Genomic DNA, 12,204 nt, shown 5'->3' on the forward strand with positions numbered 1-12,204 from the left:
AGGTTTTGAGCCTTACAGCATGCTCGGCAGGACGCGATCCGGCGGCTTGTGCGCGTCGAGGAAGGTGCGGATGTTGATGATCACCTTCTCGCCCATCTCGACGCGGCCTTCGATCGTGGCCGAGCCCATATGCGGCAGCAGCGTCACCTTGCCGGCCTTGGCGAGCCGCACCAGCTTTGGATTGACCGCCGGCTCGTGCTCGTAGACGTCGAGGCCGGCGCCGCCGATCTCGCCACCTTCGATCAGCTTGATCAGCGTGTCTTCGTCAGTGACTTCGCCGCGCGCGGTGTTGACGATGTAAGCGTCCTTGCGGATCAGCTTCAGCCGGCGCGCCGACAGCAGATGGTAGGTCGCCGGCGTGTGCGGACAGTTCACCGAGATGATGTCCATCCGCGCCAGCATCTGGTCGAGGCTCTCCCAATAGGTCGCACCGAGCTCTTCGGCGATCTTGGGCGCCACGGGGCGGCGGTTGTGATAGTGGATCTGCAGGCCAAATGCGCGGGCGCGGCGCGCCACCGCCTGGCCGATGCGGCCCATGCCGACGATGCCGAGGCGCTTTCCCCCGATGCGATGGCCGAGCATCCAGGTCGGCGACCAGCCGGCCCAGGGTTTCCCTTCCGTCAGCACGGAAGCGCCTTCGATCATCCGGCGCGGTACGGCCAGGATCAGGGCCATGGTCATGTCGGCGGTGTCTTCGGTGAGAACCTTCGGCGTGTTGGTGACGGTGATGCCGCGGGCATGCGCCGCCTCGACGTCGATATTGTCGACGCCGTTACCGAAATTCGCGATCAGGCGCAGCTTGCAGTCGGGCTGATTGACGATGTCGGCGGTGATGTGGTCGGTCACGGTCGGTACCAGCACGTCGGCGGTGCGGGCCGCCTCGGCGAGCTGATCATTCGACATCGGCGTGTCATCGAGATTGATCCGCGCGTCAAACAGCTCGCGCATCCGGGTCTCGGTCGAGTCCGGCAGCTTGCGCGTCACGACGACGAGGGGCTTTTTCTTCACCGACATGTCCTGCCCTCATGAGGCGTTGCACGCCGCCTTTGTCGCCAAAGGCCGGCTGTTGAGGCCTCATTAACCCGGTTGTTCGACACTGCCCTTGCCGTGTCGTCCCCCGGCGTTTCCTTCAAGCTTTCCCCCCACTTTCCGGCCGGAAAATCGGGGCAAACTGGTTGTTCAGATGACTGTCCTCTCTAGCAGAAGGCCGGGCCAAGACAAGAACCAGGGCTAGCTCTTTGGGAACACCCGCGTGGGGCGGGCGAGGGGCGTACGCGGCAGGTTTTGGAATTTGGGGTGAGGACCGGGTTTTGGGCCCAGGTCTTCGACAGGAGACGGGTTGATGGCGTTGGGGCGTTTTTGTTCGGTGATGGCGCTCGTTTGTACCTGGTTGAGCGCCTCGGTCAGCCCCGGGCACTCAGCCAAGGACAACCCCCCCCAGACGGCCAGCGGCCTTCCGGTGCCGCGCTATGTCAGCCTCAAATCGGATCACGTGAACGTCCGCGCCGGCCCGACCAAGGACAATGACGTGGCCTGGGTCTACACCCGGTCCGGCCTGCCGGTCGAAATCACCGCCGAGTTCGAGAACTGGCGCCGGGTGCGCGATTCCGAGGGCGCCGAGGGCTGGGTCTATCACTCGCTGCTGTCGGGCCGCCGTACCGCCGTGGTCACCATGAAGCACAAGGACGACCTCGCCCCGATCTATGACCGCGCCGACGCCGATAGCGCGGTGGCCGCGAAACTTCAGGCCGGCGTCGTCACGCAGGTAAAAAAATGCACCATCAGCTGGTGCCACGTCACCGGCAACGGCTTTGACGGCTGGATCCAGCAGGAGCGCCTATGGGGCGTCTATGCCGACGAGCAGGTGAACTGACCGCTGAAGCGGGAACGGCGCGCTGTTGCCCGGTCATCATGCCCGGGCTTGTCCCGGGCATCCACGAACTTTCTTGCTAGCCAAAAACGTTGATGGCCGGGACAAGCCCGGCCATGACGACAAACTCCGGAATCCCAAACGATCTCAGCGCTTCTTGCGCAGGCGCACGACCATGTCGATGCGCGCGATCTCGTAACCCTCCGGCACCTCCGGCATCTTGGACAGCGCCAGATGCGGATCCTCGATATCGACCAGCTCGTGGCTGTTCTCGAGGTAGTAGTGATGGTGGGTGGTGACGTTGGTATCGAAATAGGTCTTGGTGCCGTCGACGCTGACCTGGCGCAGCAGGCCGGCATCGGTCAGCTGGTTCAGCGTGTTGTAGACGGTCGCAAGCGAGACCGGGACCTTGGCGAGGGTTGCTTCCTCGTAGAGCATTTCAGCCGTGAGATGGCGTGCACCCTTGCCGAACAGCAGCCAGCCGAGCGCCATGCGCTGGCGCGTCGGGCGCAGGCCGGCGGACTGGAGCATTTCGTTGACGTCGTGCCAGGGGCAGCCGGTCAGGGCCGGCTGCCGGCCAGACAGGAGGGCCGCATGGACGTCTTCGTCGTGACGGGGCGCGTTGTTCTCGCTCATTTCCAAAATTCGGGCACGCGTGGACACTTATCTACCTGCAATATATGGACAGGTAGATGCAGATGCAAGTTTCTCGCAACTAGAGTGGTTCTAATTAGCAGAGGAACCGGACCCACGGCCCTGTCATTTTACCTTCATGAGATCGCTTTGCCACCGAAAAGGCCTGTGTTAGAGAGCGCGCGGTTCCGCTTAGCCGATTGTGGCGCGGCCGGGCATTGAGGCCAGGTTCGCAAGTCCATTCTGGCTCTCGGCATTCGCGCCTGCTGACGACGGCAAAAGGCGTTGCTTTCCGAACGAAAACGGGGCCCATTTTTGCCAGAAACGCCGCTCAATCGGGGTTAGAACAGAGGCTTCCGCATGCTGAACAGGCGCAATGGTTACGAATACGAAGATCTGCTGGCATGTGCCCGCGGCGAGATGTTCGGCCCGGGCAATGCCCAGCTGCCGCTGCCGCCGATGCTCATGTTCGACCGCATCACGGAAATCAACGACAATGGCGGCGAGTTCGGCAAGGGCGTGGTCCGCGCCGAGCTCGACGTGAAGCCGGACCTCTGGTTCTTCGGCTGCCACTTCAAGAACGATCCGGTGATGCCCGGCTGCCTCGGCCTCGACGCGCTGTGGCAAATGGTCGGCTTCTATCTGGGCTGGACCGGAGGCGAAGGTCGCGGCCGCGCGCTCGGCTTGAACGAATTAAAGTTCAGCGGCCAGGTGCTGCCCGAGGCCCGCAAGGTTGTGTACAACGTCGATATCAAGCGGGTGATGCGTTCAAAGCTCGTGCTCGGCATTGCCGACGGATGGCTTTCGGTCGATGACCAGATTATTTATCGCGCCAAGGATCTGAAGGTCGGCCTGTTCAAGCAGGGCACGAGCCTGGGCTAAGGCGCATCACCAAGAAAGACAACGATTTAGGCGAGGCTGTCATGAGGCGGGTTGTGGTCACCGGGATGGGTATCGTCTCGTCGATCGGAAACAACACCCAGGAAGTGCTTGCGAGCCTTCACGAGGCGAAGTCGGGCATTTCGCGGGCGGAGAAATATGCCGAGCTCGGCTTCCGTTCGCAGGTGCAAGGTGCGCCGACGCTCGATCCTTCGACGGTGGTCGACCGCCGTGCGATGCGTTTTCTCGGTCAGGGCGCGGCGTGGAATCACATCGCGATGGAGCAGGCGATCCAGGACTCCGGCCTGAGCCCAGAGGAAGTCTCCAACATCCGCACCGGCATCATCATGGGCTCCGGCGGTCCGTCTGCCCGCACCATCGTCGAATCCGCCGACATTACCCGCACCAAGGGACCGAAGCGCGTCGGTCCGTTTGCAGTGCCGAAAGCGATGTCGTCCACGGCATCGGCGACGCTGGCGACCTGGTTCAAGATCAAGGGCGTGAACTATTCGATCTCCTCGGCCTGCGCGACGTCGAACCATTGCGTCGGCAACGCCTATGAGACGATCCAGATCGGCAAGCAGGATGTGATCTTCGCCGGCGGCTGCGAGGAGCTCGACTGGTCGCTGTCGGTGCTGTTCGATGCCATGGGCGCGATGTCCTCGAAATACAATGACACGCCCGCCACCGCATCGCGTCCCTATGACGTCAACCGCGACGGTTTTGTCATCGCCGGCGGCGCAGGAGTCCTCGTCCTGGAAGAGCTCGAGCACGCCAAGGCGCGCGGCGCGCGCATCTACGGCGAGATCGTCGGTTATGGCGCGACCTCGGACGGCTACGACATGGTTGCGCCCTCAGGTGAAGGCGCCGAGCGCTGCATGCGCATGGCGATGTCGACGGTGAAGACCAAGGTCGACTACATCAATCCGCACGCCACCTCAACGCCTGCAGGCGATCCGCCGGAGATCGACGCGCTCCGTCGCGTGTTCGGCGCCGGCGAAAAGTGCCCGCCGATCTCGGCGACCAAGGCGCTGACCGGCCACTCGCTGGGTGCGACCGGTGTGCAGGAGGCGATCTACTCGCTGCTGATGATGAACAACGGCTTCATCTGCGAGAGCGCGCACATCCAGGAGCTCGACCCCGTGTTCGCCGACATGCCGATCGTGCGCAAGCGCATCGACAACGTCAAAATCGGCACCGTGCTGTCGAACTCGTTCGGATTCGGCGGCACCAACGCCACGTTGGTGTTCAGCCGAATGGATGTGTGACGGCGTCGTTGACACACCGTTGAATTTCTCGTCATGGCCGGGCAAAAGCGCGAAGCGCGTCTTCGCGCTAGATGTCCCGGCCATCCCCGTTTTGCGGAAGGTGGTCTTGCGATGGAAGGTTTGATGAAAGGCAAGCGCGGTCTGATCATGGGCATCGCCAATGATCATTCGATCGCCTGGGGCATGGCGAAGACACTGCATGCCCACGGCGCCGAGCTCGCCTTCACCTTCCAGGGCGAGGCCCTCGGCAAGCGCGTCAAGCCGCTAGCGGAGTCTCTCGGCGTCGAGTTGGTGCTGCCTTGCGACGTCGAGGACATCGCCAGCGTCGATGCGACCTTCGATGTGCTCCGCGAAAAGTGGGGCAAGCTCGATTTCGTCATCCATGCGATCGGCTTTGCCGACAAGAACGAGCTGAAGGGCCGCTACGCCGACACCAGCCGCGAGAATTTTTCGCGCACCATGGTGATCTCCTGCTTCTCCTTCACCGAGGTCGCCAAGCGTGCGGCCGAGCTGATGACGGACGGCGGCAGCATGATCACGCTGACCTTCGGCGCCTCGGAACGATCGATGCCGAATTACAACGTGATGGGCGTGGCCAAGGCGGCGCTGGAAGCCTCGGTGCGCTATCTCGCCTCCGACTTCGGGCCGCGCGGCATCCGCGTCAACGCGATCTCGGCCGGCCCCATCCGCACGCTCGCCGGCTCCGGCATCGGCGAGGCGCGCGCGATGTTCGCCTTCATGCAGAAGCATTCGCCGCTCCGCCGTGGTGTCACGCTGGATGAACTCGGCGGCTCCGCGCTGTATCTTCTGTCGGATCTCTCTGGCGGCGTGACCGGCGAAATCCACTATGTCGATTCCGGTTACAACATCGTCTTGATGCCGCGGCCGGACGATTTGAAGGCGTCGGACTAGCCTGCCGCGATCTTCTCCGCGCGTTGGAACGCCGGCCGCGCCATGCAGCGCGCGATATAGGCGTCGAAGGCCGGGCGCGACGGCACCATCTTGAACAGGCGCACCGCGAAATTCAGCCCGGAGCCAATGGTGATGTCGGCCGCTGAAAACTCTTCGCCGAGAATCCACGGCCCCTTGGCCAGCGCGGCCTCCAGCACGTCAAAAACCTGCGTCGCGCTGCCCCAGGCCGCGGTCGAGGTCGGCACCTCGATCTTGGTGAAGATCTGGATGATGGCCGGCTCGATGCAGCTCGGCGAGAAGAACAGCCATTGCAGATAGCGCGCGCGGCGCGGGTCGGTCGTTGCGGGCGCGAGCTTGGTTTCGGGATAGCGGTCGGCGATATAGGCGCAGATTGCGGCGGCCTCGCCCAGTGCGGCATCGCCGTCGGCGAGCGCCGGCACCTTGCCCATCGGATTGACCTTCAAATAGTCCGGCGCCTTCTGCGCGCCCGTCGAAATGTCGGTCAGCACGCGCTCATAGGGCAGCCCGCTTTCTTCCATCAGCCAGAGCGTCGAGAACGACCGCGAGCGCGGCGACCAGTAGAGCTTGATCATGACGAGGAACCTTTGTTCTTCCACCGATAGTACTTCATCATAAACCCGTTCGACGGTTCGATCTCTTGCTTCTCGAACACGAAGCCTTCCCGCTCGTACCAGCGCCAGGCCTTTTCGTTTTCGCGGACACAACGCAGATACATCTCGTCGGGCATCTGCGTGCGCGTGAAGGCGAGCAGCTTCCGGCCGAGCGATTGCCCCTGATAGGCAGGCCCGACGAAAAGCATATCGAGATAGCGCTTTGGCAGATGCAGCGCGAGCATCGCGGCGATCGTGTCGCCGTCGTCGGCGACGAACAGGCTCCAGCCGTTCTCGATCTCGCGCCGGATGCGTGCACGCAGGTTTGCCAGCAGGAATTCGCTGGCTTCGCCGAGACCGGTCGAAACCCAGCTTTCCATCCAGACGCGGCCGATCTCGTCATATTCGTCGACACGAGCGGGACGGATGATCGGATCCGACATCGCGGCCTCAAGCCTTCTGGTTGCGCAGGGTCTGCCGCGGCCGCGCCTTGCCGGCCGACAGGCACACCACTTCGGAGATCTGGAGCAATTGCCGCGCAAGCGGACTGGTCTTGCGCCAGACCATGCCGATGGTGCGCGCGGGCTCGGGGTCGCGGAAGCGCGAAAGCGAGACCGAAGCCGATCGCGTCTCCACCGGCACCGCCATCTCCGGAATCAGGGTGACGCCGATGCCGGCGCTGACCATCTGCACCAGCGTCGACAGCGAATTCGCATCCAGCATCTCGCGCGGCGGCGCCGATTGCATGTTGCAGAACGACAGCGCCTGATCGCGAAAGCAATGTCCTTCCTCGAGCAGCAACAACCGCATCTCGCGCATCATCTCGCGTGACGGCACTGGGGTGCCCGCATCCGTGCCCGGCCGCACCAGCAAAAATTTCTCCTCGAACAGGGCGACCTCGGTGAGTGAGGGTTCGGAGACCGGCAGCGCGACGATGGCGGTGTCGAGCCGGCCTTCGACCAGCTCCTGGATCAGCCGGGGCGTCATCGTCTCGCGCACGCGGATGTCGAGCTCAGGATGCATGCGCGTGAGATTCTTGGTGATCTTGGGCAAGAGATAGGGCGCGATCGTCGGGATCATGCCGATGCGCAAGCGGCCCGCAAAACGGTCCTGCGAGGCACGGGCGAAATCGCCGAGTTCATCGACCGAGCGCAGGATATCACGGACGCGCTGCGCGAGTTCCTCTCCGAACCGCGTCAGGGCGACCTGGCGCGCGCTGCGCTCCAGCAGCAGCCCGCCGAGCGCCTCCTCCAGTTCCTTGATCTGCATCGACAGCGCCGGTTGCGAGATGGAACAGGCCTCCGCGGCGCGCCCGAAATGACCATGGCGCGCCAGCGCGTCGAAATATCGCAGCTGGCGCAGGGTGACGTTGATCATCAGAAAAACCTATCGCAGCGATCATTAAAGTCAACTTCCCCTGATCGCAGGCGACGCTTAGAGTGGTTCTACCTGGTCAATGGCGCGAGTGCGACGCCACCAGAGGAGGTATTCATGGACGACACTTCGAAGTGCCCGTTTTCGGGCGGCAAACGCGTGCCAGCGAACCGCGACTGGTGGCCCACCAACCTCAGCATCGAGATGCTGCACAAGAATTCCGGCCTGTCTGACCCGATGGGCAAGGACTTCGACTATGCCAAGGAATTCAAGACGCTCGACCTGAACGCGGTCATCAAGGACCTGACCGCTCTGATGACCGATTCGCAGGAATGGTGGCCGGCCGACTTCGGTCACTACGGCGGCCTCATGATCCGCATGGCCTGGCACAGCGCGGGCACCTACCGCATCACCGACGGCCGTGGCGGCGCCGGCGCCGGTCAGCAGCGTTTTGCGCCGCTCAACAGCTGGCCCGACAACGCCAACCTCGACAAGGCGCGCCGGCTGCTCTGGCCGATCAAGCAGAAATACGGCCGCAAGATTTCCTGGGCCGATCTGATGGTGCTCGCCGGCAACGTCGCGCTGGAATCGATGGGCTTCAAGACGTTCGGTTTCGCGGGCGGCCGCGCCGACGTGTGGGAGCCGGAAGAGCTCTATTGGGGTCCCGAAGGCACGTGGCTGGGCGATGAACGCTACAGCGGCGAACGCCAGCTCGCCGAGCCGCTCGGCGCGGTGCAGATGGGCCTCATCTACGTCAATCCGGAAGGCCCGAACGGCAAGCCGGATCCGCTCGCTGCGGCCAAGGACATCCGCGAGACGTTCTTCCGCATGGCGATGAACGACGAAGAGACCGTAGCGCTGATCGCGGGCGGTCACACCTTCGGCAAGACCCATGGTGCCGGCGATCCGTCGCTGGTTGGTCCGGAGCCGGAAGCGGGCGCGCTGGAGGATCAGGGCCTCGGCTGGAAGAGCAAGCACGCCTCGGGCCTCGCCGGTGATTCCATCACCAGCGGTCTCGAGGTGACGTGGACGACGACGCCGACGAAGTGGAGCAACAACTTCTTCGAGAACCTGTTCAAGTACGAGTGGGAGCTGACGAAGAGCCCGGGCGGTGCGCAGCAGTGGACGGCCAAGGGCGCCGACGCGGTCATTCCCGATGCCTTCGACAAGTCGAAGAAGCATCGCCCTACGATGCTGACGACCGACCTCTCACTGCGCTTAGATCCGGCCTATGAGAAGATCTCGCGTCGCTTCCTGGAGAACCCGGCCCAGTTCGCTGACGCCTTTGCCCGCGCCTGGTTCAAGCTCACCCATCGCGACATGGGCCCGATCCAGCGTTATCTCGGCCCGCTGGTGCCGAAGGAAACGCTGATCTGGCAGGATCCGATTCCGGCCGTGAATCACGCGCTGGTCAGTGATCAGGACGTCGCGTCGCTGAAGTCGAAGATCCTGGCCTCGGGTCTGTCGGTGTCCGAGCTGGTCTCGACCGCATGGGCGTCGGCCTCGACGTTCCGCGGCTCGGACAAGCGCGGCGGCGCCAACGGCGCGCGCATCCGTCTTGCCCCGCAGAAGGACTGGGAGGTCAACCAGCCGGCCCAGCTCGCCAAGGTGCTCGGCAAGCTCGAAGCGATCCAGAAGGACTTCAACGCGTCATCCGGCGCCAAGAAGGTCTCGATCGCCGACCTCATCGTCCTCGGCGGTTCTGCCGCGGTCGAGAAGGCCGCCAAGGATGCCGGCGTCGACGTCAAGGTCGGCTTCACGCCGGGCCGCATGGATGCCTCGCAGGAGCAGACCGATGCGGCCTCGTTCGCGCCGCTCGAGCCGCGGGCCGATGGCTTCCGCAACTATGTCAGCAAGAAGCATCAGTTCCTGCAGCAGGAAGAGGCGCTCATCGATCGTGCGCAGCTTCTGAAGCTCTCGGGCCCCGAATTGACGGTGCTCGTCGGCGGATTGCGCGTCCTCGGTGCCAATGCGAATGGTTCGAAGAATGGCGTCTTCACCTCCAAGGTGGGAACGCTCTCCAACGACTATTTCGTCAACCTGCTCGACATGAGCACGCAGTGGACGCCGGTTGCCGACGGCTCCTACGAGGCCCGCGACCGCAAGACCAATGCCGTGAAGTGGACCGGCACGCGCGCCGATCTCATCTTCGGCTCGCACTCGCAGCTCCGCGCCTTCGCCGAGGTCTATGCCTCGTCGGATGCGAAGCAGCAGTTCGTGCAGGATTTTGCCAAGGCCTGGACCAAGGTGATGAACCTCGACCGGTTCGATCTCGCGGCGTGAGCTACTTCACCTCTCCCCGCCGGGGAGAGGTGAAAAGCGGAGCGGTCCATGCGACGCGACAAACAAAAAGGGCGGCCGTGAGGCCGCCCTTCGTGTTTCTGGGGTCGCGGAGCGATTACTCGCCGGCCGCTTCGCGCGGAGCCTTGTCGCCCTCGCCGCCCTTGTCCTTGCCTTCGAGGTCTTCGCCGGTGGTCTGGTCGACGACCTTCATCGACAGGCGGGTCTTGCCGCGATCGTCGAAGCCGAGCAGCTTGACCTTGACCTTGTCGCCTTCCTTGACGACGTCGGAGGTCTTCTGCACGCGCGCCGAAGCGAGTTGGCTGATGTGAACGAGACCGTCCTTGGAGCCGAAGAAGTTCACGAAGGCGCCGAACTCCATCACCTTGACGACGGTGCCGTCATAGATCTGGCCGACTTCCGGATCGGACGCGATCGACTTGATCCACTTGATCGCGGCCTTCATCGCCTCGCCGTCGGAGGAGGCGACCTTCACGGTGCCGTCGTCCTCGATGTTGACCTTGGCGCCGGTCTTCTCGACGATCTCGCGGATCACCTTGCCGCCGGTGCCGATCACTTCGCGGATCTTGTCGGTGGCGATCTTGAAGGTCTCGATGCGCGGCGCATATTCGCCGAGCTCGGCGCGGGCGTTGGTGAGCGCCTTCGCCATCTCGCCGAGGATGTGGATACGCCCATCCTTGGCCTGGGCGAGCGCGACCTTCATGATCTCTTCGGTGATGCCCTCGATCTTGATGTCCATCTGCAGCGAGGTGATGCCCGCTTCCGTGCCGGCGACCTTGAAGTCCATGTCGCCGAGATGGTCCTCGTCACCGAGGATGTCCGAGAGAACCGCGAAGCGCTTGTCTTCGAGGATCAGGCCCATCGCGATGCCCGCGGTCGGCCGCTTCAACGGCACGCCGGCGTCCATCAGTGCGAGCGAGGCGCCGCACACCGAAGCCATCGACGAGGAGCCGTTGGACTCGGTGATCTCGGAGACCACGCGGATCGTGTACGGGAACTCGTGATGCGGCGGCAGCACCGGGTGGATCGCGCGCCAGGCAAGCTTGCCGTGGCCGATCTCGCGGCGCTTGGTGCCGCCGAGGCGGCCGGTCTCACCGACCGAATAGGGAGGGAAGTTGTAGTGCAGCAGGAACGTCTCTTTGTACGTTCCAGACAGCGCGTCGATGTACTGCTCGTCCTCGCCGGTGCCGAGCGTGGTCACGACCAGGCCCTGGGTCTCGCCGCGAGTGAACAGCGCCGAACCGTGAGCGCGGGGCAGCACGCCGACTTCGGCGATGATGTTGCGCACGGTCTTGGAGTCACGGCCGTCGATGCGCTTGCCGGTGTCGAGGATGTTCCAGCGAACGATCTTCGCCTCGAGCTCCTTGAACACGGCGCTGATGCGCAGCTTGTCGTATTTCGGCTCCTGCCCTTCGGGGAAGTAATGGGCGATCACCTTTTCCTTGACCTTGCCGACCGCAGCGTAGCGATCCTGCTTGACCGGAATCGCGTAGGCGGCGCGCAGCTCCTGCTCGACGAGGCCGAGCATGTCCTTCTCGAGCGCCGAATTGTCGATGACGGTGACTTCGCGCGGCTCCTTGGCGGCCTTCTCGGCAAGCTCGATGATCGCATTGATCACCGGCTGGAAGTGGCGGTGACCGAACATCACGGCGCCGAGCATGATGTCTTCGTTCAGCTCCTTGGCTTCCGATTCCACCATCAGCACGGCGTCGGCGGTACCGGCGACGACCAGGTCGAGCTGGGTGTCGACCATCTCGTCGAGCGTCGGGTTGAGGATGAACTCGTCATTGGCGAAGCCGACGCGGGCAGCGCCGATCGGGCCCTTGAAGGGCGCGCCAGACAGGGTCAGCGCGGCCGAGGATGCCACCAGCGCGACGATGTCGGGATCGTTCTCCATGTCGTGCGACAGCACGGTGACGATCACCTGGGTCTCGTTGCGCCAGCCGTCGACGAACAGCGGACGGATCGGACGGTCGATCAGGCGGGAGACCAGCGTCTCCTTCTCGGTCGGACGGCCCTCGCGCTTGAAATAGCCGCCGGGAATGCGGCCGGCTGCGTAGGTCTTTTCCTGGTAGTCGACGGTCAGCGGCAGGAAGTCGACGCCTTCACGCGGCGATTTCGCTGCGACGACGGTGGCGAGCACCACGGTCTCGCCGTAAGTGGCGATGACGGCGCCGTCGGCCTGGCGTGCGATCTTGCCGGTTTCGAGCTTGAGGGGACGTCCGCCCCAGTCGATCTCGACCGAATGCTTATTGAACATAGATGTCTTCTTTCATGGGTTCTCGAAAGAAGGACGGCTCGAAAAACAAAAACCATGCGCAAGATTGCGGGGCGCTGATCGAAGCGGGTGATCAGC

11 protein-coding genes are annotated in these 12,204 nt (G+C 63.6%); 5 read left to right on the forward strand and 6 right to left on the reverse strand.

Translation table 11 applies throughout. The features are described from left to right. Positions 1–12 precede the first annotated feature (12 nt). Positions 13–1,014, reverse strand: coding sequence for a 2-hydroxyacid dehydrogenase (locus JQ587_RS01940; RefSeq protein WP_212424257.1), 1,002 nt, complete (start codon positions 1,012–1,014; stop codon positions 13–15). Between the two features lie 328 nt (positions 1,015–1,342). On the opposite strand from JQ587_RS01940, the gene JQ587_RS01945 reads away from it, so the two are divergent. Beyond that, positions 1,343–1,873, forward strand: a complete 531-nt coding sequence (locus tag JQ587_RS01945) for an SH3 domain-containing protein (RefSeq protein WP_212302023.1) — start codon at positions 1,343–1,345, stop codon at positions 1,871–1,873. A 144-nt stretch (positions 1,874–2,017) separates the two neighbouring features. Here JQ587_RS01945 and irrA read toward each other — a convergent pair whose 3' ends face one another. Continuing rightward, positions 2,018–2,506 (reverse strand): iron response transcriptional regulator IrrA, encoded by a 489-nt coding sequence (gene irrA, locus JQ587_RS01950; protein ID WP_212302024.1) that lies wholly within the window; start codon positions 2,504–2,506, stop codon positions 2,018–2,020. 357 nt (positions 2,507–2,863) lie between these two features. Here irrA and fabA point away from each other — a divergent pair, with 357 nt between their 5' ends. The 3 genes from fabA to fabI all read left to right on the forward strand — a co-directional run bounded on the left by fabA (position 2,864) and on the right by fabI (position 5,562). After that, positions 2,864–3,385: a bifunctional 3-hydroxydecanoyl-ACP dehydratase/trans-2-decenoyl-ACP isomerase gene (fabA, locus tag JQ587_RS01955; protein ID WP_212302025.1), complete on the forward strand. Its 522-nt coding sequence runs from the start codon at positions 2,864–2,866 to the stop codon at positions 3,383–3,385. 41 nt (positions 3,386–3,426) lie between these two features. Continuing rightward, positions 3,427–4,650 carry a beta-ketoacyl-ACP synthase I gene (gene fabB / locus JQ587_RS01960; RefSeq protein ID WP_212302026.1) on the forward strand — a complete coding sequence of 408 codons (1,224 nt, stop codon included), beginning with the start codon at positions 3,427–3,429 and terminating at the stop codon, positions 4,648–4,650. Between the two features lie 111 nt (positions 4,651–4,761). Further along, entirely contained in the window at positions 4,762–5,562 is an 801-nt protein-coding gene (fabI, locus tag JQ587_RS01965; RefSeq protein WP_212302027.1) for an enoyl-ACP reductase FabI, read from the forward strand. Here fabI and JQ587_RS01970 read toward each other — a convergent pair. The 3 genes from JQ587_RS01970 to JQ587_RS01980 are packed head-to-tail and all read right to left on the reverse strand — an operon-like array spanning position 5,559 to position 7,550. Next, positions 5,559–6,155 (reverse strand): glutathione S-transferase family protein, encoded by a 597-nt coding sequence (locus tag JQ587_RS01970; protein ID WP_212302149.1) that lies wholly within the window; start codon positions 6,153–6,155, stop codon positions 5,559–5,561. The two genes, fabI and JQ587_RS01970, sit on opposite strands and share 4 nt — an antisense overlap. Then, positions 6,152–6,616: a GNAT family N-acetyltransferase gene (locus JQ587_RS01975; protein ID WP_212302028.1), complete on the reverse strand. Its 465-nt coding sequence runs from the start codon at positions 6,614–6,616 to the stop codon at positions 6,152–6,154. Before JQ587_RS01975 ends, JQ587_RS01970 begins: the two co-directional genes overlap by 4 nt. A gap of 7 nt (positions 6,617–6,623) precedes the next feature. Continuing rightward, positions 6,624–7,550: a hydrogen peroxide-inducible genes activator gene (locus JQ587_RS01980; protein ID WP_212302029.1), complete on the reverse strand. Its 927-nt coding sequence runs from the start codon at positions 7,548–7,550 to the stop codon at positions 6,624–6,626. Positions 7,551–7,664: 114 nt separating this feature from the next. Here JQ587_RS01980 and katG point away from each other — a divergent pair, with 114 nt between their 5' ends. After that, on the forward strand, positions 7,665–9,830 hold the full coding sequence (katG, locus tag JQ587_RS01985; RefSeq protein WP_212424258.1) for a catalase/peroxidase HPI: 2,166 nt from the start codon (positions 7,665–7,667) through the stop codon (positions 9,828–9,830). Between the two features lie 115 nt (positions 9,831–9,945). Here the strand turns inward: katG and pnp are convergent, their stop codons facing one another. Continuing rightward, complete coding sequence (pnp, locus tag JQ587_RS01990; RefSeq protein WP_212424259.1) at positions 9,946–12,108, reverse strand: polyribonucleotide nucleotidyltransferase; 2,163 nt, start codon at positions 12,106–12,108, stop codon at positions 9,946–9,948. Positions 12,109–12,204 lie beyond the last annotated feature (96 nt).

The organism is Bradyrhizobium manausense, from assembly GCF_018130615.1.
Lineage (GTDB): Bacteria > Pseudomonadota > Alphaproteobacteria > Rhizobiales > Xanthobacteraceae > Bradyrhizobium > Bradyrhizobium manausense_A.

Coding starts and splice junctions, on each gene's coding strand:
- JQ587_RS01940 (WP_212424257.1), bottom strand. CDS start 1,014: ATGTCGGTGAAGAAAAAGCCCCTCGTCGTCGTGACGCGCAAGCTGCCG.
- JQ587_RS01945 (WP_212302023.1), top strand. CDS start 1,343: ATGGCGTTGGGGCGTTTTTGTTCGGTGATGGCGCTCGTTTGTACCTGG.
- irrA (WP_212302024.1), bottom strand. CDS start 2,506: ATGAGCGAGAACAACGCGCCCCGTCACGACGAAGACGTCCATGCGGCC.
- fabA (WP_212302025.1), top strand. CDS start 2,864: ATGCTGAACAGGCGCAATGGTTACGAATACGAAGATCTGCTGGCATGT.
- fabB (WP_212302026.1), top strand. CDS start 3,427: ATGAGGCGGGTTGTGGTCACCGGGATGGGTATCGTCTCGTCGATCGGA.
- fabI (WP_212302027.1), top strand. CDS start 4,762: ATGGAAGGTTTGATGAAAGGCAAGCGCGGTCTGATCATGGGCATCGCC.
- JQ587_RS01970 (WP_212302149.1), bottom strand. CDS start 6,155: ATGATCAAGCTCTACTGGTCGCCGCGCTCGCGGTCGTTCTCGACGCTC.
- JQ587_RS01975 (WP_212302028.1), bottom strand. CDS start 6,616: ATGTCGGATCCGATCATCCGTCCCGCTCGTGTCGACGAATATGACGAG.
- JQ587_RS01980 (WP_212302029.1), bottom strand. CDS start 7,550: ATGATCAACGTCACCCTGCGCCAGCTGCGATATTTCGACGCGCTGGCG.
- katG (WP_212424258.1), top strand. CDS start 7,665: ATGGACGACACTTCGAAGTGCCCGTTTTCGGGCGGCAAACGCGTGCCA.
- pnp (WP_212424259.1), bottom strand. CDS start 12,108: ATGTTCAATAAGCATTCGGTCGAGATCGACTGGGGCGGACGTCCCCTC.